We start from the raw sequence: 24,619 nt of genomic DNA, 5'->3' as shown, positions 1-24,619 counted from the left end.
CCGGGCGCGAAGCTAGCCCTGCGGCGGCCGGGTGAAAAGCCCCGAAAGCGACGGGTCAGCTTTCGCGGAAGGCGCGGTTGAAATATTCCGACAGCGGTTTCAGCAGATAGGCCAGCGGGGTGCGTTCGCCGGTGCGGATAAATACCTCGACCGGCATCCCCGGAATGATCGCCCGGCCGCCAAGCTTGGCCATCTCACCCTCATCCAGCACGATCTCGGCACGGTAATAGGCGGCGCGGCTCGCCTCATCCGTCAGGGCGTCGGCGGAAATCTGGCGCACCTGTCCGAACAGTTCCGGCGTCGTCCGGCTGTCGAAGGCGGCAAAGCGCAGGGCGACGTCCTGGCCGATGGCCACCTCATCGACGTGGATCGGCGAAACCTGCGCGGCGATCACGAAGGGGCGATCCTGCGGGATGATGTAAAGCACCGGCTCCGCCGCGCGGATGACCGAGCGCGGGGTGGTGACCTGAAGCGCGTGGACGACGCCCGAGACGGGCGCGCGGATGTCCAGCCGGTCGATCTGTTCGGTCAGGCTGCGCCGCCGTTCGGCGAGTTCCAGTTCGCGGTAGCCAAGGTCGCGCAACTGGGTATTGGCCTCTTCCCGCCTTGTGCTGCCCCGGTTCAGGATCTCGATGTCGATCTCGGTCACCTTGCCCTCGGCCTCGGCGCGGGCGGCGTCAAGCTCCCCCGCGACACCGTCAAGCCGCGCCTTTTCGCGTTGTAGCGCAAGGACCCGCCCCGCCTGCGTCAGCCCCCGGTCGAGAAGCGATTTCAGGTCGTCCAGTTCCTGCCCGATCAGCGCAAGTTGGTCGGCGGTTGAGCGGCGCTGCGCCCCGATCCCCTCGATCTGGTTGACGATCTGCGCCCGGCGCTTGCCCAACTGGTCGATTTCGTTCGCAGTGGTTTCCTGCCGCGCGGCGAACAGTTTCTCCTGCCCGGCCATCAGGGCCGTGATCTTCGGGCGGCCTGCCGCGGCCTCGGTCAGTTCGGCGGGGAAGGTCAGGTGGTCGGCATCGTCGCGTTCCGCCTCAAGCCGACCCCGCCGGGCGAGGATTTCGAAGAACTGGCCTTCAACGATGGTCAGTTCCGATTGCAGCAGCGTGCCGTCAAGTTGGATCAGCGGATCGCCCGCCGCGACAAGGTCGCCGTTCTTGACAAAGATCGCCTCTACCACCCCGCCATCGGGGTGCTGCACGACCTGCCGGTTCTGCTCCACCTCCACCCGGCCGGGGGAGACGACGGCACCGGCGATCTTCGTCGTCGTGGACCAAAGGCCAAAGCCGCCGACCAGCAGCACAAGCGCGAAGAAACCGAACAGGATCGGGCCGCGCGCCGAGGGGCGGAAGGGCTTGTCCGGCTTGCTCATACCACGCCCCCCTGCCCGGTTGAGCGCACAATCTCGGGCGCGTTGCGGACCATGGCCTTCAGCACCTCATCGCGCGGCCCGAAGGCCCGGCGCGCACCGTTGTCGAGGACCAGAAGCAGGTTGCATTCCTGAATTGCCGCCGGGCGGTGGGCCATGATGATGACCGACTTGCCCTCCTCCTTCATGGCCCGGATCGCGGCGTTCAGCGCCAGCGAGCCGTCATTGTCGAGGTTCGAATTCGGTTCATCCAGCACCAGAAGGACCGGGTCGCCGTAAAGTGCGCGGGCCAGGCCGATGCGCTGGATCTGCCCGCCCGAAAGCCGCCCGCCGGACTGGGTGACGCGCGTGTCATAGCCCTGCGGCAGGTCAAGGATCATCTGATGCGCGGCCGCCTTCTGCGCCGCGCGCACGATCGCGGCATCGTCAGGGTCGGGCGACAGCCGGGCGATATTCTCGGCGATGGTGCCGTCGAACAGTGTCACGCGCTGCGGCAGATAGCCGACATGGTCGCCCAGCACGTCGGGATCGTATTGGTCCAGCGTCGCACCATCGAGGCGGAGCCAGCCGCTTGCCGGTTTCCAGGCGCCGGTGATCGCACGGGCCAGCGTCGACTTGCCCGCCCCCGACGGTCCGATCACGCCCAGCGCCTGCCCCGGCTCGATCTTGAACGACACCATGCGCAGCGCGGCCTGCCCGTGGCCGGGGGGAACGACGGTCAGCTGGTTCGCCTCAAGCGCCGCGCGGGGACGCGGCAGGGCGGTGCGCTGCGGCTCCTCCGGCTGCGCGCCGAGAAGGGCGGACAGGCGTTTCCACGCCTCCTGCGCGCGCTGCACCATGGCCCAGCCGGAAATCGCCTGTTCCACCGGCGCCAGCGCCCGGCCCATCATGATCGACGCGGCAATCATCGCGCCCGGTGTCAGCTGCCCCTGCAACACCAGATAGGCGCCCAGCGCCAGCATCGCCGATTGCAGGAACAGCCGGAAGGTCTTGGTGACGGTCGAAAAGGCGCCGGTCGCGTCGGACGAGGACAGCGTCGCGGCGATCGCCTCATTCCGCGCCGTCATCCAGCGGGTGAAGCCCGCACCGCGCATACCAAGGCTCTGGATCAGGTCGGCCTCATCCCGAAGCTGGTCGGACAGCCGTTCGGCCCGTTGCAGCGCCGCCTGCGCCGACAGGACACCGCGCCGCGTCACCCACTGGTTCGCCAGCGTGACGGCGATCAGGACCAGCCCGCCCGCGACGGCCAGAACGCCCATCCAAGGATGGAAGATGAAGACGGCCATCAGGAAGAGCGGCGCCCAGGGCAGGTCGAAAAGCGCCAGAAAGACCGGCGCGGCCAGCAGTTGCCGGATCGAATCCAGATCGCGCAGCGCCAGTGCTGCGGGCCCATCGGCGGGGAAAAGCGCGCTGCGACCAAGAGACGCACGAAACACGCGCGCCTCAAGCGCCGCCTGAAACCGCGCCGAGAGCCGCGTCATCACCCGCGCCCGGACCGCATCGAGCAGGCCCATCATCGCGAAAAGGAAGGTCATCAGGACGAAAAGCGCCAGCAGCGTTTCTTCCGACCGGCTGCCAAGCACACGGTCATAGACCTGAAGCATGAAAAGCGGCCCGGTCAGCATCAGGAGGTTCACGAAGGCCGAAAACAGCGCGACGGCCCAGAAGAGACCGCCCTGCGCCGATCTGGCCCGGCGAAGCTCTGCCTGGCCGCGGACCAACTCTATCTCAGACATCCTGCCGCCTCTCGCTGCCCGCATTTCCGCCATAGGGCGACAATACAGGATACTGTGACTTGTTTCTCATTGCCCGGCCTTTTAAGTCAGTTGGGCGCCGGGACCAAAGCCCATCCATAGGTTTCGTACAGAATTATGTGGCATATGTTGAAAAAACCATTTCTTCTCTCGCGTCGCGGCCCCGCGACCGGCCTCGTGGTTGCCGTTCTGGCCTCGCTGACGGCCTGCGCCAAGCCGCAACCGGGGGAAGAGTTCAATGACCCCTACGAAAAGCAGAACCGCGCCATTCACGAGGTCAACGTGACGCTCGATCAGGCGGTGTTCGGCGGTGGCGACGTGCCGAAGAAGAAGTATCTGCCCGATCCGCTGGCCAAGGGCTTTTCCAACGCGGCCTACAACCTGTCGATGCCCTCGGCGGTGCTGAACAACCTCTTGCAGCTCAACATCAACGGGGCGGCGAAGGATACGCTGCGCTTCGCGCTCAACACCACCTTCGGCGTGGGCGGGCTGATGGACCCGGCGGACGTAATCGGCCTTTACGCCGAGGATGCGGATTTCGGCGAGACGCTGCATGTCTGGGGCGCGCCCGAAGGCGCCTTCGTCGTCCTGCCCATCGGCGGTCCGACGACGGAACGCGATCTGGCCGGGTCCATCGTCGATATCTTCATCGACCCGCTGGGCCAGGTCTTCAAGGGCCGCGATTTCGTCGCGGTCGAGGGGGTCAGGATCGCCGGACAGGTCGGAAACCGGCAGGAATATAGCGATCTGATCGACTCGATCCTATATGAAAGCGCGGATAGCTACGCGCAGATGCGCCTCACCTATCTCCAGTACCGGCACAACCAGCTTGGTATCGAGGAAGACGTGTCAGACCCGTATGAGGAATTCTATGCCGCTCCGTAACCCGTCCCGCCGCACCGTTCTGGTCACCGCATCCGCCGCCGCAGCGGCGCTGGCGATGCCCGGCGGTGCCTTCGCCCTGACCACCGATCAGGCGCGCGCGCTGATCGACAAGCTGGTGGGGGAGATCAACGCCGTCATCGCCTCGGGCAAGTCCGAGGGGGCGATGATCAAGGACTTCGAGAAGATCTTCGCGAAATACGCCGATGTGAACTTCATCGCGCTCAGCACGCTTGGCCCGGCCGGGCGCGGGGCGAACAAGGCCGTGCTTGGCGATTATGTCACCGCCTTCCGGGGCTACCTGTCGCGCAAATACGGCAAGCGCTTCCGCGAGTTCATCGGCGGCACGATCGAGGTCACGAACGCGAAGCCGGTGAAGAGTTATTATGAGGTGTCCTCGGTCGCCCGCCTGCGCGGGCAGGCGCCGTTCGACGTGCGCTGGCAGGTCTCGGACAAGAGCGGGCGCAACCTGTTCTTCAACCTCATCATCGAGGGTGTGAACATGCTGTCGGCCGAACGGACCGAGATCGGCGCCATGCTGGACAAGCGCGGCGGCGACATCGCGGCGCTGGCGCGGGATCTGCGGTCGGCGGGATAAGACGTGTAAGGAGCCGGAACGGCGGGGAGGCAGCGAAGTCCGCACCGTCCCGGACCTGATCCGGGACCTCTTCCTCCGGCTGCGGAGGTCCCGGATCAAGTCCGGGACGGCAATGTACAGCCCCCCTCCACCGACATCAGCGAACGCCGGGCCACGGCACGGCGATCCGAGTTTTCGGCATCGCATTTTATGCCAGCCACGCGCCTCCGCCATCGGTGTTTCGCGGCGCGTCAGCCAAATCGCCGGGCCGGGGGGTGGCCCGGCGATGCGCGGCGGCGCAAGCGCCACCGTTTCGCGCGTGGGGCTAGCGCGAGAGGTGATAGCGGAGGCCCCGGATCAGGTCCGGGGCGGCAAAGCGCGGGGCCGCCCCGTTTCCTCAGTTCCGCCGCCCCAGAAGGCGGCCCAGCACGTCGATCAGCACATCCTCGGCGGTATTGTCCCGCTGCGGCTGGGCCTGCTGCGACTGATAGCCGGTGTCATAGCCCGGATCGTTCGCCGAATAGGTCTGGCCGGGATATTGCGGCGGCGGCATCTGGCCCGGCGTGATGACCGGCAGCGCCACGTCGGGCTGCCCGTCCTCCACCCGCACCATCACCTCATGCCAGATCTCGGCGGGCAGGCCGCCGCCCGTGACGCCTGTCAGGGGGGTGTTGTCGTCATTGCCCATCCAGACCCCGGCGACATAATCGCCGGTGAAGCCGATGAACCAGGCGTCCCGCGCCGCCTGCGTCGTGCCGGTCTTGCCCGCCGCCTCATGGCCGCTCAGCCGGGCGCGCTGGCCGGTCCCCTGCGCGATCACCTGCGTCATCATATAGGTCAGTTGCCGCGCGGCCTGTTCAGAGATCACCCGCTCGCCGATCCCGCCTTCCTGCCCGATCAGGGTCGCATCGTCGCCCTGAATGCGCAGATCGACCAGACCGTAGGGATGGACCGAGGAGCCGCCGTTCAGGATGCCCGCATAGGCCCCTGTCATCTCAAGCAGCGTGGATTCCGACACGCCCAGCGCAAGCGCCGGTCCGGCGGCGAGGTCCGAATCCAACCCGAAATCGCTGGCCACCTTGCGCACCGCGTCCAGCCCGACGGCCTGCGCCACCCGCACGGTGGCGGTGTTGACCGAATGGGTCAGCGCCTCGGTCAGCGTGATATAGCCGCGATAGTTCGGGGTGTAGTTCTTCGGACACCATTCGCCCGAGCCCTTGACGTCGATGCAGATCGGCGCGTCCTCGACCACCGAGTTCAGCGTATAGCCAAGGTCAAGTGCCGCGGCATAGACGAAGGGCTTGAAGGTCGATCCGGTCTGACGCAAGGCCATCGTCGCGCGGTTGAAGGCGCCCGCGACCTGCGACTTGCGGCCCCCGACCATGGCCCGCACCGCCCCGTCGGCGGACATCACGACAATCGCCGCCTGCGCCTTCGACCCGGCCTTGACCTTGTTGGCAAAGACATCGTCCAGCGCGGCTTCGGCCTTTTTCTGAATCTCCTGGTCCAGCGTGGTGCGGATGATGACGTCCTCGGTCGTGTCCTCGGTCAGGAAGCCGGGACCGGCATCCATCACCCAGTCGGCGAAATACCCGCCCGCGCGCTGTTCGGCCGCGGGCGACAGCCGTGCGGGGTTGGCCAGCGCCTCCTTGTACTGCGCGTCGGTGAGGTAACCCTGGTCGTGCATCAGGCCCAGCACCACGGCGGCGCGGTCCTGCGAGCGTTGCAGGTTCGCCGTCGGCGCATAGCGCGTGGGCGCCTTCAAAAGCCCGGCCAGCATCGCCGCCTGCGCCGGGTTCACCTCATTCGCGGAGATCCCGAAATAGCGCTGCGCCGCCGCCTCGAACCCGCGCGTCCCGGCACCAAGATAGGCGCGGTTGAGATAAAGCGTCAGCACGCTGTCCTTGCCGTATTTCGCCTCCATCGCGAAGGAATAGGGGACCTCCTTCAGCTTGCGCCATTTCGACGAGACACGGCAGTCGGCTTCATAATCGGCCTCGGTCTTCCAGACCGTCGGGTCATACGGCACGCCAAGGCAGATCAGCTTGGCGACCTGCTGTGTGATGGTCGATCCGCCGTTGCCCTCAAGCGGCCCGCGCCCCTCACGCAGGTTGATGCGGATGGCGGATGCGATGCCGCGCGGGCTGATGCCGAAATGGTTGTAGAAACGCTTGTCCTCGGTCGCGATGATGGCGTTCTTGAGGTAGGGTGAGACGGTATCGGCCGTGACCTTGCCGCCAAAGGTTTCCCCCCGCCAGGCAAAGACCTTGCCGTTGCGGTCCAGCATCGTGACCGAGCCCTTGGTGCGCGCGTCGATCAGTTGCGACAAGGGCGGAAGCTGGGCGTAGAAATAGAAGGTGGTCAGGCCGATCACGATCGCCATGACCGCCGCGACACGCCAGCCGATCCCCCAGATCAGCCGCCAGAGAAACCGCACCGTTGCGCGGACCAGCCGCGTCAGGGCATTGCCGCGCGGGGCGGCGGCGCGACGGCGCGCGGGCTTTGCGGCGCGCTGCGCCTTCGGCTTCGCCGCCTGGGCCGCATACCGCCGCTCAGCGGTCAGAGGGGGCTTTTTCCCGCCTGATCTTGCCATCTGGTTGACCTGTTCTCTGCTCGTTTCGCGGCAGAATACAGGCTTGGCCGGGGAATGTGGAGCGTTGCCGGACGCGGTTTTGCTTTCGTGATCGCCCAAAAATGAGGCTGAGCGTCCTGTTTGCACAATATCCGGGCAATTTCCCCGATTCCTTTTCCCCCGACCCGCGCGGTTTCTTGCTTGCTGCACTGCGGCGATCTCTTTTCAGGCGGGGCCCGCCGGTCGGGCCGGAAGAGACAAGGAGCGGGGACGTGAAATACATCATCGCGGCAATCAAGCCCTACAAGCTCGACGAGGTGCGCGAGGCGCTTACCGCCGTCGGCGTGCGGGGCATGATGGTGAGTGAGATCAAGGGGTTTGGAACCCAGTCGGGTCATACGGAAATCTATCGCGGCGCCGAATATGCCGTGAACTTCGTGCCGAAGGTTAAGATCGAGATCGCGGTGGCGGACACGCTGGCCGACGAGGTGATCGAGACGATCCGCAAGGTCGCCCGGACCGACAAGATCGGCGACGGCAAGATCTTTGTCCTCGATCTGGAACAGGCGCTTCGGGTGCGGACCGGCGAGACCGGCGACGACGCGCTGTGATGCAGGCTATGACACAGGGGAACATGATGAAGAAAGCAATGGGAATCGGGGGCCTTTTCGCCCTGCTCGGCAGCCTTCCCGCGATGGCGCAGGACACGGCGGCCGAGGTCGCGCCGATCATCGACAAGGGCGACGTGACCTGGATGATGACGGCATCCGCTCTGGTCCTGTTCATGACGGTGCCGGGACTGGCGCTGTTTTACGGCGGGCTTGTGCGGTCGAAGAACATGCTGTCGGTGATGATGCAGACCACGATGATCGCCGCCGTGGTGATGATCGTCTGGGTGCTTTACGGCTATTCCTTCGCCTTCGGCGGCAGCACCTCGCCCTATTGGGGCGGGCTGGGGAAACTCTTCCTTGCCGGGGTCACGCCGGACAGCACGGCGGCGACCTTCACCGACGGGGTGGTCCTGCCGGAATATGTGTTCATCGCCTTTCAGATGACCTTCGCGGCGATCACGCCGGGCCTGATCATCGGCGCCTTCGCGGAACGCGCGAAGTTTTCGGGCGTGCTGCTGTTTTCGGTTCTCTGGGTGACGTTCATCTACTTCCCGATCGCCCATATGGTCTGGGACGGTGCCGGGCTGATCTTCAACATGGGCGCCATCGACTTTGCCGGCGGCACGGTCGTTCACATCAATGCCGGTGTCGCGGCGCTGGTCTGGGCGCTGGTGCTTGGCCCGCGTGTCGGCTTTGGCAAGGACAACATGGCGCCGCATTCGATGACGCTCACCATGGTCGGCGCGGCGATGCTGTGGTTCGGCTGGTTCGGCTTCAACGCAGGCTCCAACCTTGAGGCGACGTCGGGCGCGACGCTGGCGATGCTGAACACCTTCGTCTGCACCGCCGCGGCCATCGTCAGCTGGGCGCTGGTCGAGACGATCACGCGGGGCAAGGCATCCGGTCTTGGCGCGGCCTCGGGCATGGTTGCGGGTCTGGTCGCCATCACGCCTGCCTGCGGCACCACCGGCCCGGTCGGCGCGATCATCCTCGGCCTTGCGGTTTCGCCCGTCTGCTACTTCTTCGTGACCACGGTGAAGCAGAAGTTCGGCTATGACGACAGCCTTGACGTCTTCGGCGTCCACGGCATTGGCGGCATCGTCGGCGCCATCGGCACCGGCATCCTGATGGCGCCGGGTCTGGGCGGCATGGGCGGCGAGGATTTCGCCATCGGCGCGCAGGTGATGATCCAGATCAAGGCCGTTCTCATCACGCTGCTCTGGTCGGGTGTGGGCTCGCTGATCCTGATCTACATCACCAAGGCGATCACCGGCATCCGCGTGGCCAGCGACGACGAACGTCAGGGCCTTGACCTGACGTCGCACGGCGAAAGCGCCTATCACTCCTGATCCCTCGGGACGCGCGAACGGCGGCGGGGCTTCGGCCCCGCCGTTTTTCATTGCGGATCAGACGCCGACGTCGATCACCGCCTTCGCAAGGATCGGCACCGTCGTCGCATTCAACCCGGCGATGTTCAGCCGCGAATCGCCGACCATGTAGATGCCGTGTTCGGTCTTCAGCCGCTCCACCTGCTCCGGCGTCGCGCCGAGGCGGGAGAACATGCCACGATGCTGGGCGAGGAAGCCGAAGCGGTCGGACCCGGACAGGCGCTTCAATTCGGTCGCCAGCCCCTCGCGCAGGGTCAGCATGCCAAGGCGAACCTCCTCAAGCTCCGCCTCCCATTCGGCGCGCAACGCGGGGTCGGTCAGGATCATCGTGACCAGACGGGCGCCGTGATCGGGCGGGAAGGAATAGTTCTGCCGGTTGAGATAGGCGAGCGTGCCTTGCGTCACCTCCTGCCGCGCCGGATCGGACAGCGCGATCAGCGCCCCGGTGCGTTCGCGGTAGATGCCGAAGTTCTTGGAACAGGACGCCGCGATCAGCACCTCGGGCAGCCGGTTCGCGATCAGCCGCACGCCCGCCGCGTCGGCGTCCAGCCCGTCGCCAAAGCCCTGATAGGCGATGTCGATCATCGGCACCGCGCCGGTCTTTTCCAGAAGCGCCGCGACCTCTTCCCATTCCGGCAGCGTCAGGTTGGCGCCGGTCGGGTTGTGGCAGCAGCCATGCAGCAACACGATGTCGCCCGCCCTGGCCGCGGCCAGATCGGCGATCATCCCGGCGAAATCCACCGCCCGCGTGTCGGCGTCGAAATAGCGGTAGGGGACGGCTTCCATCCCCAGATGCTTGAGGATGGACAGGTGGTTCGGCCAGGTCGGGTCGGAGACGAAGACGCGGCCCTGAGGGGCCGCCATCCGCGCAAGTTCAAACGCCTGACGCACCGCGCCGGTGCCGCCGGGCGTCGCCACCGACGAAATCCGCCCGGCATCGACGGTGCCGCCAAGCACCAGATCGGCCATCGCCGCGTTGAAGGCCGGGTCGCCCGCAAGGCCTGTGTAGGTCTTGGTCGTCTCGGCCTCCCACAACAGCTTTTCGGCCGTCTTGACCGCCCGCATGATCGGCGTGTGGCCGGTCGCGTCCTTGTAGACGCCGACGCCAAGGTCGATCTTGTCCGCCCGCGGATCGGCCTTGAACTGGCCCATCAGGGCGAGGATCTTGTCAGCGGGTTGCGGTTTCAGCGCGGAAAACATCGGCCTCTCCTTCAGCCTTGCGCGACCTTCAGGTCGCCATACATGCCCCATTCCGACCAGGACCCGTCGTAAAGCGCGTGGTCCCGCTTGCCGAGCCGTTCAAGGGCGAGGTTCACGATCGCCGCCGTCACGCCAGAGCCGCAGCTGGTGATGGCGGGCTTTGACAGGTCGGCGCCCGCCTCGGCAAAGACGGCGCGCAGCTCGTCGGGGGACTTCATCGTGCCGTCGGGGGTCAGCAGGCGGGCATAGTGGACGTTGACCGAACCGGGGATATGGCCGCCGCGCAGGCCGGGGCGCGGCTCTGCCTCGGTCCCGGCGAACCGGCCCGGCCCGCGCGCGTCGATGATCGTGTGATCGCCAAGCTTCGACGCGGCGGCGACCTGGGTCACGTCGCGGACCATATGCGCCTGACGGCTGACGGTGATGTGGCGGTCGCGCAGGATCGGGGCCATATCCTCGACCGCGCGGCCCTCGGCCAGCCATTTCGGCAGCCCGCCATCCAGAACCGCGATGTCGGTCTTGCCCATCAGGCGGAAAAGCCACCAGACCCGCGCGGCGGAAAACAGTCCCGCGCCGTCATAGACGACGACCTGATGGCCGTCGCCCACCCCCATCGCGCGCATCCGGCTGATGAACTTCTCCACCGGCGGCGCCATATGCGGGAGAGAGGAGCGGAGGTCGGAAATCTCGTCGATGTCGAAGAACCGGGCGCCGGGGATATGGGTCGCCTCATACTCGGCCTTCGGGTCGCGACCGCTGTCGGGCATGTACCATGAGGCGTCCAGTATCCTCAGGTCGGGGTCCTTCAGGTGGGCTTCGAGCCACCCGGTGGATACGAGCGTTTTCGGATCGTCCTGGCTCATCTGCGCCCCCCCATTGCTGCGGTCCTTGGATTACAGGGGGTTTTGGGGTCTGCGCAAGGTCGCTTTGCCCGCCTAGCCCTGTTTCAGAAGCCGCTCTTTCTGGCGGTTCCAGTCGCGCTTGGCGCTTGTCTCGCGCTTGTCATGGGCCTTCTTGCCCTTGGCCACGCCGATCTTCAGCTTCACGATGCCGCGGTGGTTGAAATACATCACCAGCGGCACAAGCGTCATGCCTTCGCGCCCCACGGCCTGCCAGAGCCGCGACAATTCCCGCTTGGAAACCAAGAGCTTGCGCCTGCGCCGTTCTTCATGCCCGAAGACCCCGGCCTGCTTGTAGGGCGCGATATAACCGTTGATGAGCCAGAGTTCCCCGCCCTCGACCGAGGCGTAGCTGTCGGCGATATTCGACTGGCCGGTGCGGAGCGATTTCACCTCCGATCCGGTCAGGACGATGCCGGTCTCGACATCGCTCTCGATAAAGTAATCGAACCGCGCGCGGCGGTTTTCGGCGATCACCTTGTAATTCGGGTTCTGTTTCTCGGCCATGACGGGCAGGAGATAGGCGAGGCGGGGCGTTCTGTCCAGAAGGCGGCGCGGGGCGCGTCGGTTTTCCGTCGTTTCCTCGCAGGGTTTGCGTCGTGACGGCGTAGCTACAAGGGGGCAGCGCTTGCCACGGCCCCGCCGGGGCGCTACTGCGTGCCCATCCCGAAGGCGGACGGAACGAAGGAGAGCGGCATGGCCGAGGATGAGGACTATGTCTATGACGAGGCGACCGGCGAATGGCGCCCGGCCTCCGAGCTTGCCGCCGAAGCCGCGCCAAGCGTCGTCGATGCCGAAGGCAATGCGCTGGCCGATGGCGATTCCGTCACGCTCATCAAGGATCTGAAGGTCAAGGGGACCAGCACGACACTGAAGCGCGGGACGGTCATCAAGACCATCCGCCTGACCGACGACCCGGAACTGATCGACTGCCGCCATGAGGCGGTGAAGGGGTTGGTGCTGCGGACGGAGTTCGTGCGCAAGCGCTAGGCCCGTATCGGCGCGGAAGGGGCGGATGTACTTGGGCGGGCTTGTCACCGAAGGAGGTAAGTCAAAGGTAGAGATGAACTTTGCCTTTATCAAAGATATGCGATGCATGAAAAGACTCCAGAATCGATGAAGAATGTGTTACCAATCGAGAGTTGGTTTTTATGGGGAGGCATTGATGAAATCGAAAACTCTCTTTTCAGTATCTGCGGGGGTTATTTCGTTTGCGCTCGCATGTCCCGTTTTTTCGCAGGAATCGCATACATTCAATTTAAGAGTTGCATGCAGAAAACCTGCCGATGGTCGCGGCTGCACGGCTGACAACATTGTTTGCGCCAATGCGCCCCAAGGAAAGTATTTTGCCGCCGGCCAATCTACAAGCGGCGAAATCGCGAGCATTAACTCTCCTCGTACACATTGGTGCCGAGAAGCAACCACAGGTGGACAAGGTGTGCCGGTTGGCGGCCTATTGGCGCCGACATCAATGTGTGCGAGCCTTCATGCGGAGAGTGGCGGCGGCTACGATCAGATCGGTCAAGAATTTTACATTGATTGCTCGTATACAACCACCGTCTACCAAATTCCTTCGGAGTAGCTTGCATTAGACATTGACCGGATAAGTGACCGATTATCTGCTCGTACAGATCGAGGGTGACATCTACAGTACCCTAATTGAAACTCGCGTTTCTGCGTAGAGATGTGCCTTTGCATTCTCTTGCTTGAACAATTGTGCAAATCTAAGGCTAGCAAGTACTTCGAGAAGACTAAGAACCTCGAATCTTTCGATCGCGACCTTCACCCTGCTCACTTTTGCTGCCATTCTGGCGGGCAAGGCACAGTTTCAGCGGGGCGCAATGTTCATCCAGATCGCAATCGGTACGGTCCTCATGCTGCTGACGATCCTGGTCGCCGGGGTCGCCTTCTGGGCGCTTGAGATCCTGTTGTCGCGATCACATTCCTGGCTGACGCGCGAACCGCACCGGCCGAAGCTGGCGCTGGTGCTGTCGGTGACGGTGATCTGGGTGCTGGGCATGGTGACGGCGGGGGTCTGGATCTGGGCGCTGACGCTGCGCGCGCTCGACATCTTCGTGACGGTTGAGGCGGCGGTCTACTTCTCGCTCGTCTCCTACACGACGCTGGGTTACGGCGATGTGCTTTTGCCGCAGGACTGGCGGCTGCTTGGCGGCATGGCGGCGGCGAACGGGCTTTTGAGCATGGGGTTGCTGACCGCGATGCTGGTCGAGGTCTTGCGCCATGTCCGTATCAGCCAGATGGAATGGCTGCGCGAGCGACGCGCGGCCGAACCGGCAGCAGTCATCCCCCGGTCGTGACGGTCGCGGCGGGCGGATTGGCGGCGCGCATCCGGGCGACGAAAGCGTTCAGCACCGCGCGCTGCTCGTCCGGGGACAAGGGCGCGCTGGCGGGCGAGAGGACCGAAAGCGTCACCGCATAGCCGCGAAGCCCGGTCAGCGCGCGCCAATAGCCGGTTTCGACCGGAAGGCTTTTCGCCATGGCGCTGTCACGCAGGCGGATGAAGAGAACGCCGCCGGATGCGGTCACCTGGTCGATGGTCACCGAGGCGGGATCGTTGCTTTGGCTCAGCGCGGCGCGGCCGGGGGCGGAGCGGACGAAGCCCGCCATCGCGTCAAGGTCGATGCCCGAGGCGGGCGGCTCGGCCACGGACGCGGTCAGGATCGCGGGCCGGGCTGGGCCACCGACGCTGCGCGACCCGGCGAGCGAGGCGCAACTGCCCAGCAGCACCAGCGCGTCGGAGCGCGCGCCCCGGTCCACGCAATAGCCCTGCGGTCCGGCGACCGTCACCGCGCCCCCCGCCACCGCCACGGCGCGGTCGGCGGTGCCGGTCATGCCCACGGGAACACAGGCTGAAAGCGCCAGAAGTGCTGCACCGAAAAGCGGTGCCAGGCCGCCCTGCCCTGTCGTCATCCGGCCTGTCGCCACTGTCGTCCCTTTCCCGCGCGGGGCTGCGCGGATCGCCTGTCCATGATCGCGGCACGGGCATATCGCCCCGGCCGGTGCAGGGCAAGCGCGCGTCCCGATTGCGATTGCGGCGGGCGCGGCGGGCGGCTAGCTTCCGCCCACGATGCCCTATCTGCCCCCTGCCTACCGCGCCCATGACGCCTATATCGCCCCCGCGCGGCGGCGGGCGCAGTTCTGGCGGCTGCTGCCCGGCAGCCTTGTGGTGCTGGCGTTCTACATGGGGCCGCTGATTCTTCTCTCCGTCTATCTCGGCCTGGCCTATGGACCGCTGATCGCCGATCAGGTCGCGCAGGGCGTGATCGCCGGGGCGACGCCGGGGGCGATGCTGACAGTGCTTTACAGCTTCGGCGGGCTGGCCCTTGGCGCCATGGCGGCGGTGCGGCTGGTGCATGGGCGCCGGGCGGGCACACTTTTCGGTCCCGACCCGCGCGCGGCATGGCGCGATTTCGTGACCGTCGCCCTGCCGCTTCTGGGGTTCCAGATGGTGCTGGGGGTGCTGACGGTCAACGACCCGGCGGTGCAGCCGGGCCTGACATGGTGGAGCTTCCTCGGCTACCTGCCCTTCGCCCTGCCCGGCATCCTTGTGCAATGCGCGGCGGAAGAACTGGTCTTTCGCGGCTATCTGCAACAGCAACTGGCAGCAAGGGTGCGCAATCCGCTGGTCTGGATGGGCCTGCCCTCGGCCATTTTCGCCGCCGGCCATTACCTGCCCGAGGATTTCGGCGCCGGGGCGCTGATGATCGTGCTTTGGGCCTTTGTCTTCGGCTGCCTGGCCGCCGACCTGACGGCGCGCACCGGGTCGATCGGCGCGGCGGTGGCGTTTCACATGGCCAATAACGTGTCGGCCATGCTGATCGTCGGGCTGGCGGGCAATCTCGACGGGCTGGCGCTTTGGACCCTTGAGGTCGATTTCGACAGCGGCGACCAGTTCGCGGTGCTGCTGGCGGCGGATTTCCTGATGATGCTCTGCGCCTGGCTGATCGCACGGATCGCGCTGAGGCGCTGATTGCATTTCGCGGCGGGGCGCCTTATCTCGGGGTCCGCGGCCCGGTGCCGCGCACAGGTACGAGGCAGCCGATGAACTGGATCACCAACTACGTCCGGCCGACGATCAACTCTCTCTTCTCCCGGCGCGAGGTGCCCGAGAACCTGTGGACCAAATGCCCCGAATGCGGGTCGATGCTGTTCCACCGCGAACTGGCGGAAAATCATAACGTCTGCACCAATTGCGACCATCACCTTGCGATCAGCCCGCGTGAACGCTTCACGGCGCTTTTCGACGGCGGCGTGTTTTCCGAGGTGAAGGTGCCGGAACCGATCGCCGACCCGCTGCATTTCCGCGACCAGAAGAAATATCCCGAACGGATGCGCGCGGCGCAGAAAACGACGGGTGAGAAAGAGGCGATGCTGGTCGCCGAGGGGGAGATCAACCGCACCCCCATCGTCGCCGCCGCGCAGGATTTCGCCTTCATGGGCGGGTCGATGTCGATGTATGTCGGCAATGCGGTGATTGCCGGGGCCGAACGCGCGGTGAAGCTGAAACGGCCCTTCGTGCTGTTCTCCGCCGCGGGCGGCGCGCGGATGCAGGAGGGCATCCTTGGCCTGATGCAGATGCCGCGTACCACCATCGCGGTCGAGATGCTGAAAGAGGCGGGCCTGCCCTATATCGTCGTGCTGACCCATCCGACCACGGGCGGCGTCACCGCGTCCTATGCGATGCTGGGCGATGTGCAGATCGCGGAACCGAACGCCCTGATCGGCTTTGCCGGGGCGCGGGTGATCGAACAGACGATCCGCGAGAAGCTGCCCGAAGGGTTCCAGCGTTCGGAATACCTGCTTGACCACGGGATGCTGGACCGGGTGACGCATCGCAAGAACCTGAAGGATGAGCTGACCACCATCCTGCGCATGCTGACCGGCCAGACCCCGGCGGTGAAGGGCGACCTGCCGAAGCCCGAAGAGGCCAAAGCCGGGACGCCCGCGCCCGAAACGGCCGAGGCGGCGAAAAAGCCCGCCGAGGGCTGATCGCGCACGACCCTGCACGACCGGGGCCGGATGCCCCTTCCTCCTTCCGACAGACCCCGGCGAGGCCATGATGACCGACGGTTCCGATCTGATCCTCGCCCGCATGATGGCGCTGCATCCGAAGATCATCGACCTGACGCTGGACCGCGTCTGGCGGCTTCTGGCGGCACTGGACCACCCAGAAGAAAAGCTGCCCCCCGTGATCCATATCGCCGGAACCAATGGCAAGGGATCGACGCAGGCGATGATCCGCGCCGGGCTTGAGGCGATGGGCGGGCGCGTCCACGCCTATACTTCGCCCCACCTCGCGCGGTTCCACGAACGGATCCGGCTGGCGGGGGAGCTGATCTCCGAGGATTACCTGACCGAGATTCTTGAGGAATGCGAGGCCGCGAATGGCGGCATCCCGATCACCTATTTCGAGATCACGACCTGCGCCGCGCTGCTGGCCTTCGCCCGCGTTCCGGCCGATTGGACGCTGCTTGAGGTCGGCCTTGGCGGGCGGCTGGACGCGACCAACGTGGTCGCGAAACCGCGGCTGACGATCATCACCCCGGTGTCGGTCGATCACCAGCAATATCTGGGGGAGACCTTGCCCGAAATCGCGGGCGAGAAGGCGGGGATCCTCAAGCGCGGCGTGCCTTGCGTCGTCGGCCCGCAACTGCCCGACGGGCTTGAGGTGATCGAGGCGCGCGCGGAAAGGCTTGGCGCGCCGCTTCTGGTCCACGGCCAGCACTGGCATGTGTTCGAGGAACGCGGGCGTTTGATCTTCCAGGACGAAAACGGGCTTCTCGACCTGCCGCTGCCGACCCTGCCCGGCCCGCATCAGATCGACAACGCGGGCGCCGCCTTGGCCGCGCTGCGCCATCTGGGCGCGGGTGAGGCCGCCTGCGAGGCGGCGGTGACCGGCGCCTATTGGCCCGCGCGAATGCAGCGGCTTGCCCACGGCCCGCTGGTCGCGGCGGCGGGCGGGTGTGAGCTGTGGCTGGATGGCGGGCATAACCCGGCCGGGGGCGAGGCGGTGGCGGCGACGCTGGCGCGGATGCCGAAGAAGCCGACGCATCTGATCCTGGGGATGCTGAACACCAAGGACATCGCGGGCTATCTGCGCCCCGTCGCGGCAGAAGCGCGCAGCCTGACGGCGGTGTCGATCCCCGGCGAGGCCAACACGTTGTCAGCCGAGGACACGCAGGCCGCCGCCGCGAAGGCCGGGATCGAGGCAGGCACAGCCGCCAGCGTGGCCGAGGCCGTCGCCGCCATCGCCGCCCGCGATCCGGGCGCGCGCATCCTGATCTGCGGATCGCTCTACCTCGCGGGCCATATCCTGCGCGAGAACGGTTAAAGCGTTTCGGGTTTCCGTTGAGAAAGCAAGTATCAGAATTCAAACGAAATAAGTTTGAATTCTGAGTCAGTGCAAACCCGAAATGCTATAGCCCACGCCCCACCAGCGCAGGGTGGCCTCCAGATGGGCGCGGATCGCGGTGGCGGCGGCCCCGGCATCACCCGCCGCGATGGCGTCGATGATCGCCAGATGCTCTTCCATCGCCGACACGATCCGGTCGGCAAGGAAGGGGCGCGTGTTCTGGATGATGGCGACGCGATTGCGGTTCTGCGCGTAAAGCGACGCGGCAAGGCCGGGTCCCAGCCCCGTCGCCATCGCGTCGTGAAGCGACAGGTCGGTTTCCATCGCCCGTTGCGGCAGGTCCGGCGCGCCGCCCGACTGCGCGGCCCGCAATACCGCTTCATGCGCGGCGCGCAGGTCGGCCAGCGGCAGCGCCTGCCCCGCCGCGACAAGGCGGCGGACGCCTTCGACGTCGAACATCGCGCGCAGGTCGAGGCATTCGCGCGTCGTTTCCGGCCCCGCATCCATCACCAGAACGCCACGCTTGGGCAGGATGCTGACCAGCCCCTGCGCCTCGGCCCGTTTTACCGCGTCGCGGACGGCGGCAATGGGCAGGCCAAGCTGCGCGACCAGCGCCGGCATGGACAGGAACGCCCCGCTGGCGGGCTGGCCCGCGCGCAGGGCGCCGATCAGCGCGTCATAGGCCCGTTCGGCCAGCAAGGACTGTTCCGTTTCCGCGACGTTCACCCGGTACTCCCCTTACACTTTCAAAATTCAGAAACAGGTGTTTCCTTTAAGGACGAAAAGTCAGAATCAGGAATATCATCTAACATTTTAGATGGAATATCACAAAAACGACAGGCCCAAGGCCGCGACTATCAGCAACGGGAGACAGTACATGGCCCTGACACCTTCGGGCGCGCCCAACGGCGATCTATACAACGAAGACCTTGCCCCCCTTGCGCCCGAGGCGCGCAAATGGGGGGCTTTCGAGATCTTCAACGTCTGGAACAACGACATCCAGAGCCTTTTCGGCTATTCCCTCGCGGCTTCGCTGTTCATTACCTACGGGCTGAACGGCTGGGCGGTCTTCGCGGCCATCGTCATCTCGGGCTTTTTCGTGATGGCGCTGGTGAACCTGACGGGGCGGCCCTCGGTCCGCCACGGCATCCCATATCCGGTCATGGCGCGCGCCTCGATGGGCGTTTACGGGGCGCGGTTCCCGGCGCTGGTCCGCGGCATCGTCGCGATCTTCTGGTACGGGGTGCAGACCTACTTCGCCTCGACCGCCGTGGCGCTTCTGCTCAACACGCTGCTCGGGATCGAGGGCGGGGCCACGTTCCTGGGCATGACCTCCGTGGGCTGGCTGTCCTACCTGCTGGTCTGCCTTTTCCAGGTCGCACTCTTCATGAAGGGGATCGACTGGGTCGGAAAGTTCCTGAACTGGGCCGGTCCCTTCGTCTATCTGGTGATGATCGCGCTTTGCCTCGTCATCTGGTGGAAGGCCGGGAATGGCATCTTCGGCGCGCTCGGCACGATCTTCGAAGGGTCGGAGGCCAGCGATCCGCGCGGGCCGGTGGCCGCCTTCTTCGCCATCATCGGCACGATGATCGCCTATTTCGCGGCGGTCGTGATCAACTTCGGCGACTTCTCGCGCTTTGTGAAATCGGAATCCGCGATGAAGACAGGGAACTTCTGGGGGCTGCCGATCTCCATGGCGTTCTTTTCCTTCATCGCGCTTTTCGTGACGGCGGGAACGGTGGTCCTGTTTGGCGAGAAGCTGACCAACCCCGCCGACATCGTGGACCGGGTGGACAATGTGCTGCTGACGCTGATCGCGGCGCTGACCTTCTTCGCCGCGACGGTGGGGATCAACCTTGTCGCCAACTTCATCCCGCCCGCCTATGACATCGCCAACCTCGCGCCGTCGAAGATTTCCGCCCGCACGGGGGGCATCATCACCGCGGTGATCGCCTTCTTCATCGGCGCGCTTTGGGTGCCGGTGATCTCAACCATCGGGATCGCGGGGTTCGTCGATACGCTGGGGGCCTTCCTCGCGCCGCTCTATGGCATCCTGGTCGCCGATTACTACCTTGTCCGGCGGCAGGAAATATCGGTCGACGATCTCTTCAGCGCGGCGCCGGAGGGGCCCTATTACTACGCCGGGGGCTGGAACAGGAAGGCGATCATGGCCTTCGCCATCGCGGCGGTGTTTTCGGTCGCAACGGTCTGGGTCCCGGCCTTCGCGGCACTGTCCGGCTATGGCTGGGTCATCGGTGCGGTGCTGGGCGGGGCGCTGCATCTGGGCCTGATGCGGTCCGCAGGGGCGACCGCTTCGGCCTGAACCATCCCCGCGCCCGGCCGCTTTTCCCGCCGGGCGCCACTCTGGCGCGGCCTGCACGGTAACTGTGCAGTGCCGCGCCTTTTCTTTTCGCGCGTCGGGCCTTCATATGCACCGACCCCATGCTTGAGGCCATGATGACCCTGGAATTCGCACTCGACACCTTTGGCGACGTCACGCTGGGCGATGACGGTCGCAAGAAGCCCCACGATCAGGTGATCCGCGACGTGGTGGAGCAGGCCGTTCTCGCCGATCAGACCGGCATCGACTATATCGGCCTTGGCGAACATCACCGCGATGATTTCGCCGTTTCCGCGCCCGAGCCGATCCTGGGCGCCATCGCATCGCGGACAGAGCGTATCCGCTTTGGCACCGCCGTCACGGTCCTGTCCTCGGACGATCCGATCCGGCTGTTTCAACGGTTTTCAACGCTGAATGCGCTGTCGAACGGGCGGGCGGAGATCATCCTGGGCCGAGGATCGTTTACCGAGAGCTTTCCGCTGTTCGGCTTCGACCTGAACGATTACGAGGTGCTTTTCAACGAAAAGCTCGACCTGTTCACCCGCGTATTGAGAAATAAGACCGTCACCTGGTCCGGCCGCCACCGCGCCGCGCTGAAGGGTCAGGCGGTGTTTCCGCCGCTGGCGCAGCCGCTTAAGGTCTGGATCGGGGTCGGCGGCACACCGGAATCGGTCATGCGGGCGGTGCATTACGACCTGCCGATGATCCTTGCCATCATCGGCGGCGCACCGCAGCGGTTCCGGCCCTTTGTCGATCTCTACCACCGCGCGCATGCGCAAAGCGGCACGGTCGCGCAGCCGCTGGGCGTTCATTCGCCCGGCCATGTCGCGGAAACCGACGCGCAGGCGCAAGAGGAGATCTGGCCGCATTACAAGGCGCTGCACGACCGGATCGGGCGCGAGCGCGGCTGGCCGCCCACGACGCATGAGCATTTCCTGCATGAGGTCACGCATGGTTCGCTTTACGTCGGCGCGCCCGAGACGGTCGCGCGCAAGATCGCGGCGACGGTGCGGGGGCTGGGCGTGCAGCGGTTCGAGATGAAGTATTCCTCAGGCCCCTTGCCGCATGACCGGCTGATGCGGTCGATCGAGCTTTACGGGACCCGCGTCGTGCCGATGGTGCGGGACTTGCTGGCGGGGTCCTAAACCCGGTCGCTGCCCCAGTCGGCGGCCTGCATTTCCCGCAACCGGCTGGCGGTGCGTTCGAATTCGAACGCCCCCTCGCCCTCGACATAAAGCCGCTCCGGTTCGTCGGCGGCCGAGGCGATCAGGCGCACCTTCGCCTCATAAAGCGCGTCGATCAGGGTGACGAAGCGCTTGGCCTCATTGTAGTTCTCGGCCGAGAGGTGGGGGATGTCCTCAAGGATCAGCACCCGGACGGCATCGGCCAGCGCGAGGTAGTCGGCGGGGCCGAGGGGGCGGCCGCACAGTTCCCAGAACGAGGCCCGCGCGACACCGGCGTGGTAATCCTCGATCACGATCTCCCGCCCCTTGACGGCAAGGCGCAGCACCTCATCGCCGCCGCCGCCGGTCAGTTCGGCCCAGATGCCGGAAATCGCGGCCCTGGCGGCGCTGCCCGCGGGGGAGAAATAGACCTTCGCGCCCTCAAGCCGGTGCTGGCGGTAATCGGTTTCGCTTTCCAGCTCGCGCACCTCCATGTGGCTTTCCAGAAGCGTGATGAAGGGCAGGAAAAGGGGGCGGTTAAGACCGTCCTTGTACAGGTCCAGCGGAACGCGGTTCGAGGTGGTGACGACCGTCACCCCGGCGTCGAAGAGCATCTTGAACAGGCGGCCGACGATCATCGCGTCGGCGATGTCGGTGATCTGCATCTCATCGAAGCTGAGCAGACGGATCTTGCCGGCGATGGCATCGGCGACCGGGCGGATGGCGTCGTCGACGCCGGTCTTGCGCGCCTCGTGCAGGGCGGCCTGCACCTCTTGCATGAAGGCGTGGAAGTGGACGCGGCGCTTGGCCTCGATGGCGACATGGCCGTGGAACAGGTCCATCAGCATGGATTTGCCGCGCCCGACGCCGCCCCACATGTAAAGCCCGCGCACGTTCTCTGCCGGGCGCGCGAAAAGCCCGCCCAGAAGGCCCCTGCGGCGGCCGTTCGCGGCCTCCAACGCCTCCCGTATGCGCTGCAATTCGGGCAGGATCGCGCGTTGGGCGGCGTCCTGGTGCAGCTCTCCGGCATGGACCTTGCGGTCGTAGATCTCGGTCAGCGTCTCGGTCATTTCCCTGCGATAGCGTGGCGCGGGGGAAAGGAAAAGCCCGGCTTCCGGGCGGGCGGCGCGACGGGCCGCATGACCGGGCAAAATCGTCACGATGACAATTCTGAATTTGACCCTCCCGGCGCGCCGGTGAATATGGCCTTTGCCTTACAGGAGGGGTCCATGGAAACCCGTAGCTCGATCTTCACGCCGGTCCTGATCGGCGGGTCCATCATCATCATGCTGGGTTTCGCGATCCGGGCGAGCTTTGGCGTGTTCCAGATCCCGATCGCCGAGGAATTCGGCTGGCCCAGGGCGGAGTTTTCGCTGGCCATCGCGATCCAGAACCTGGCCTGGGGCATCGGGCAGCCGATCTTCGGCGCCATCGCCGAACGCTGGGGCGACCGGCTGGCCATCATCCTTGGCGCGCTCTGCTATGCGGCGGGGCTTGTCCTGTCGGCGGGCGCGGTGACGCCGATGCAGCACCAGATGCTGGAAATCCTCGTCGGCTTCGGCATCGCCGGGACCGGGTTCGGCGTCATCCTTGCGGTCGTGGGCCGTGCCGCGAGTGCCGAGAACCGCTCGCTCGCGCTCGGGATCGCGACGGCGGCGGGGTCGGCCGGGCAGGTCGTCGGCGCGCCCTTGGCCGAAATCCTTCTGTCGCAGTTTCCGTGGCAGACGGTCTTTGTCATCTTCGCGGGCATTATCCTTTGCGCCATCCTCTTCCTGCCGATGCTGCGCGCGCCCGAGCGCGCCAGCCGCGCCGAGCTTGAGGAAAGCATGGGCGCGGTGCTGATGAAGGCCTTCCGCGATCCGTCCTATACGCTGATCTTCCTTGGCTTTTTCTCCTGCGGCTATCAGCTTGGCTTCATCACCGCGCATTTCCCCGCCTTCGTGACCGAGATGTGCGGGCCGATCGCGCCGGGCAGCCCGCTGGCGCTTTTGGGGATCACCACGACCTCGGCGCTGGGGGCGGTCGCGATTTCCTTCATCGGGCTGGCGAATATCGTGGGGTCGATCACGGCGGGCTGGCTGGGCAAGCGGCATTCGAAGAAATACCTGCTGGCGGGGATCTACGCGCTGCGCACGGTGGTTGCCGCCGCCTTCATCCTGACGCCGATGACACCCGCGACGGTGGTCCTGTTCTCGGTCGCGATGGGGGCGCTGTGGCTGGCGACCGTGCCGCTGACCTCGGGCCTTGTCGCGCATATCTACGGGCTGCGCTACATGGGGACGCTTTACGGGATCGTCTTCCTCAGCCATCAGATCGGCAGTTTCGTCGGCGTCTGGCTGGGCGGGCGGCTTTACGACGCCTATGGCAGCTACACGGCGGTGTGGTGGATCGGCGTCGGGGTGGGGGCGTTTTCGGCCATCGTCCACCTGCCGGTCCGGGAACGCCCGATGGAGCCGCTGGCGGTGTGACGGGCGGAAAGGCCGGGGGGCGCTGCCCCCTGAGTATTTGAACAACGAAGAAGTTCAGGCGGTCCGGGACACGTCGAGGATATAGCGCGCCGTCATCAGGTCGAGATGGGCGCCGCCGCCGTTCTTGCAAAGGGTGATTTCCTCATCGCTTTCGCGGCGGAAGCTGCCCGAGGGCAGATCGTAGAAATCGGCGATCACGTCGCTGTCGGCGATCACGCCCGCGGCGATGGGCTGCATCAGTTCGCCGATATGGGGGATGGTGGTGGCGCGGGCATCGACGAAGATCCGGGCGCGGCGCAGCACCTCATCATCGGCCTCGCGCATGTCGGGGCGGTAGGCGCCGATCAGGTCGAGATGGGTCCCCGGTTGCAGCCATTCCCCCTTGAGGATCGGTGCCGTGGCCATGGTCGCGGTGGCGATGACCTCGGCCCCGCGCACGGCGGCTTCAAGATCGGCGGCAGGCGTCGCGCCGGTCGCGTCGGCAAAGGCGCGGGCGGCGTCGGGGTTGCGCGCCCAGACGGTGAAGGCAGCATCGGGGAAGATGGCGCGATAGGCCTCGGTCATGGAATGCGCCACGGCGCCCGCGCCGACGATCAGGATCCTGCGCGCGTCCTTGCGGGCCAGGTGTCGCGCGGCCAGAAGGCTGTCGCCCGCCGTCTTCCATTTCGTGACGAGGACGAAATCCACCAGCGCCTCAAGGCTGCCATCGCTGCCGCTCAGGAGGTTCACGACGCCGCTGATCGAGGGGATGCCCTTCTTCGGGTTGTCGGGAAAGATCGTGGCCCCCTTGATGGCAAGGCCAAGGCCGTCGATCCAGGCCGAGCGGGTCAGAAGCGTATCACCGCCGCGGCGCAGGAAGCTGTCGGCGACCTCGGCGCGGGGCAGGCGGTGACCGGCCTCGATCGCCTCTGTCAGCGCGATCCAGTCGAGCTTTGCCTCGATCTCCGGCCCCACGATCTCGATACCCATCCTGCGTCCTTTTCATTGCGATGTCCTGGGGCCTGCCGCCGTGGTCATGGCCCCGCCGG

Annotated in this window: 23 protein-coding genes; 13 read left to right on the top strand and 10 right to left on the bottom strand. The window is 65.8% G+C overall.

All coding sequences use genetic code 11. The features are described 5' to 3' along the window. Positions 1-55: 55 nt before the first annotated feature. Together LX70_RS14970 and LX70_RS14965 are read right to left on the bottom strand one after the other, a co-directional pair. Positions 56-1,366 carry an HlyD family type I secretion periplasmic adaptor subunit gene (locus tag LX70_RS14970; protein WP_105515607.1) on the bottom strand — a complete coding sequence of 437 codons (1,311 nt, stop codon included), beginning with the start codon at positions 1,364-1,366 and terminating at the stop codon, positions 56-58. Then, positions 1,363-3,099, bottom strand: a complete 1,737-nt coding sequence (locus LX70_RS14965) for a type I secretion system permease/ATPase (protein WP_105515606.1) — start codon at positions 3,097-3,099, stop codon at positions 1,363-1,365. Before LX70_RS14965 ends, LX70_RS14970 begins: the two co-directional genes overlap by 4 nt. 144 nt (positions 3,100-3,243) lie before the next feature. Here LX70_RS14965 and LX70_RS14960 point away from each other — a divergent pair, with 144 nt between their 5' ends. Continuing rightward, complete coding sequence (locus LX70_RS14960; protein WP_425430596.1) at positions 3,244-4,002, top strand: MlaA family lipoprotein; 759 nt, start codon at positions 3,244-3,246, stop codon at positions 4,000-4,002. Continuing rightward, positions 3,989-4,597, top strand: a complete 609-nt coding sequence (locus tag LX70_RS14955; protein ID WP_170076216.1) for an MlaC/ttg2D family ABC transporter substrate-binding protein — start codon at positions 3,989-3,991, stop codon at positions 4,595-4,597. The genes LX70_RS14960 and LX70_RS14955 overlap by 14 nt, the downstream gene beginning before the upstream one ends. Positions 4,598-4,973: 376 nt before the next feature. On the opposite strand, the gene LX70_RS14950 is transcribed toward LX70_RS14955, so the two are convergent. Then, complete coding sequence (locus LX70_RS14950; RefSeq protein WP_105515603.1) at positions 4,974-7,169, bottom strand: transglycosylase domain-containing protein; 2,196 nt, start codon at positions 7,167-7,169, stop codon at positions 4,974-4,976. A 251-nt stretch (positions 7,170-7,420) separates the two neighbouring features. Between LX70_RS14950 and LX70_RS14945 the strand changes: the two genes are divergently transcribed. Further along, positions 7,421-7,759 carry a P-II family nitrogen regulator gene (locus LX70_RS14945; protein WP_105515736.1) on the top strand — a complete coding sequence of 113 codons (339 nt, stop codon included), beginning with the start codon at positions 7,421-7,423 and terminating at the stop codon, positions 7,757-7,759. Between the two features lie 26 nt (positions 7,760-7,785). Then, positions 7,786-9,108 (top strand): ammonium transporter, encoded by a 1,323-nt coding sequence (locus tag LX70_RS14940; RefSeq protein ID WP_105515735.1) that lies wholly within the window; start codon positions 7,786-7,788, stop codon positions 9,106-9,108. A 57-nt stretch (positions 9,109-9,165) separates the two neighbouring features. Here LX70_RS14940 and LX70_RS14935 read toward each other — a convergent pair whose 3' ends face one another. The 3 genes from LX70_RS14935 to smpB all read right to left on the bottom strand — a co-directional run bounded on the left by LX70_RS14935 (position 9,166) and on the right by smpB (position 11,753). Continuing rightward, positions 9,166-10,347 carry an amino acid aminotransferase gene (locus tag LX70_RS14935; protein ID WP_105515602.1) on the bottom strand — a complete coding sequence of 394 codons (1,182 nt, stop codon included), beginning with the start codon at positions 10,345-10,347 and terminating at the stop codon, positions 9,166-9,168. A gap of 11 nt (positions 10,348-10,358) precedes the next feature. Next, entirely contained in the window at positions 10,359-11,210 is an 852-nt protein-coding gene (sseA, locus tag LX70_RS14930) for a 3-mercaptopyruvate sulfurtransferase (protein WP_105515601.1), read from the bottom strand. 72 nt (positions 11,211-11,282) lie between these two features. After that, entirely contained in the window at positions 11,283-11,753 is a 471-nt protein-coding gene (smpB, locus tag LX70_RS14925) for an SsrA-binding protein SmpB (protein WP_105515600.1), read from the bottom strand. A 189-nt stretch (positions 11,754-11,942) separates the two neighbouring features. Between smpB and LX70_RS14920 the strand changes: the two genes are divergently transcribed. The 3 genes from LX70_RS14920 to LX70_RS14915 all read left to right on the top strand — a co-directional run bounded on the left by LX70_RS14920 (position 11,943) and on the right by LX70_RS14915 (position 13,564). After that, entirely contained in the window at positions 11,943-12,236 is a 294-nt protein-coding gene (locus LX70_RS14920; RefSeq protein ID WP_105515599.1) for an alkylphosphonate utilization protein, read from the top strand. A gap of 175 nt (positions 12,237-12,411) precedes the next feature. Beyond that, the gene (locus LX70_RS20505; RefSeq protein WP_146111621.1) at positions 12,412-12,828 is read left to right on the top strand and encodes a hypothetical protein; all 417 of its coding nucleotides are present in this window, start codon (positions 12,412-12,414) and stop codon (positions 12,826-12,828) included. A gap of 259 nt (positions 12,829-13,087) precedes the next feature. Continuing rightward, positions 13,088-13,564 carry an ion channel gene (locus LX70_RS14915; protein WP_105515598.1) on the top strand — a complete coding sequence of 159 codons (477 nt, stop codon included), beginning with the start codon at positions 13,088-13,090 and terminating at the stop codon, positions 13,562-13,564. Here the strand turns inward: LX70_RS14915 and LX70_RS14910 are convergent. After that, positions 13,548-14,177, bottom strand: a complete 630-nt coding sequence (locus LX70_RS14910) for a hypothetical protein (RefSeq protein ID WP_146111620.1) — start codon at positions 14,175-14,177, stop codon at positions 13,548-13,550. The genes LX70_RS14915 and LX70_RS14910 overlap by 17 nt on opposite strands. A 157-nt stretch (positions 14,178-14,334) precedes the next feature. Between LX70_RS14910 and LX70_RS14905 the strand changes: the two genes are divergently transcribed. The 3 genes from LX70_RS14905 to LX70_RS14895 all read left to right on the top strand — a co-directional run bounded on the left by LX70_RS14905 (position 14,335) and on the right by LX70_RS14895 (position 17,598). Further along, complete coding sequence (locus LX70_RS14905; RefSeq protein WP_105515596.1) at positions 14,335-15,237, top strand: CPBP family intramembrane glutamic endopeptidase; 903 nt, start codon at positions 14,335-14,337, stop codon at positions 15,235-15,237. A gap of 71 nt (positions 15,238-15,308) precedes the next feature. Further along, positions 15,309-16,256 carry an acetyl-CoA carboxylase, carboxyltransferase subunit beta gene (gene accD, locus LX70_RS14900; RefSeq protein ID WP_105515595.1) on the top strand — a complete coding sequence of 316 codons (948 nt, stop codon included), beginning with the start codon at positions 15,309-15,311 and terminating at the stop codon, positions 16,254-16,256. A 67-nt stretch (positions 16,257-16,323) separates the two neighbouring features. Beyond that, positions 16,324-17,598 (top strand): bifunctional folylpolyglutamate synthase/dihydrofolate synthase, encoded by a 1,275-nt coding sequence (locus LX70_RS14895; protein WP_425430595.1) that lies wholly within the window; start codon positions 16,324-16,326, stop codon positions 17,596-17,598. 66 nt (positions 17,599-17,664) lie between these two features. Here the strand turns inward: LX70_RS14895 and LX70_RS14890 are convergent, their stop codons facing one another. Continuing rightward, entirely contained in the window at positions 17,665-18,345 is a 681-nt protein-coding gene (locus tag LX70_RS14890; RefSeq protein ID WP_105515594.1) for a GntR family transcriptional regulator, read from the bottom strand. Between the two features lie 151 nt (positions 18,346-18,496). Here LX70_RS14890 and LX70_RS14885 point away from each other — a divergent pair, with 151 nt between their 5' ends. After that, positions 18,497-19,942: an NCS1 family nucleobase:cation symporter-1 gene (locus tag LX70_RS14885; RefSeq protein WP_105515733.1), complete on the top strand. Its 1,446-nt coding sequence runs from the start codon at positions 18,497-18,499 to the stop codon at positions 19,940-19,942. A 134-nt stretch (positions 19,943-20,076) separates the two neighbouring features. Then, a complete protein-coding gene (locus LX70_RS14880; protein ID WP_211301736.1) occupies positions 20,077-21,105 on the top strand; it encodes an LLM class flavin-dependent oxidoreductase in 1,029 nt (342 codons plus the stop codon). Here LX70_RS14880 and zapE read toward each other — a convergent pair. Continuing rightward, positions 21,102-22,193: a cell division protein ZapE gene (gene zapE, locus LX70_RS14875; protein ID WP_105515593.1), complete on the bottom strand. Its 1,092-nt coding sequence runs from the start codon at positions 22,191-22,193 to the stop codon at positions 21,102-21,104. The two genes, LX70_RS14880 and zapE, sit on opposite strands and share 4 nt — an antisense overlap. 159 nt (positions 22,194-22,352) lie before the next feature. Between zapE and LX70_RS14870 the strand changes: the two genes are divergently transcribed. Then, on the top strand, positions 22,353-23,591 hold the full coding sequence (locus tag LX70_RS14870; RefSeq protein ID WP_105515731.1) for an MFS transporter: 1,239 nt from the start codon (positions 22,353-22,355) through the stop codon (positions 23,589-23,591). A gap of 54 nt (positions 23,592-23,645) precedes the next feature. On the opposite strand, the gene LX70_RS14865 is transcribed toward LX70_RS14870, so the two are convergent. Beyond that, on the bottom strand, positions 23,646-24,560 hold the full coding sequence (locus LX70_RS14865) for an ornithine cyclodeaminase family protein (RefSeq protein ID WP_105515592.1): 915 nt from the start codon (positions 24,558-24,560) through the stop codon (positions 23,646-23,648). Positions 24,561-24,619 lie beyond the last annotated feature (59 nt).

This window comes from Albidovulum denitrificans, assembly GCF_002973535.1.
In the GTDB taxonomy this organism is placed as follows: domain Bacteria; phylum Pseudomonadota; class Alphaproteobacteria; order Rhodobacterales; family Rhodobacteraceae; genus Albidovulum; species Albidovulum denitrificans.
The sequence above is the reverse complement of the archived record's forward strand: the minus strand, read 5'-3'. Positions and strand labels throughout refer to the sequence as shown.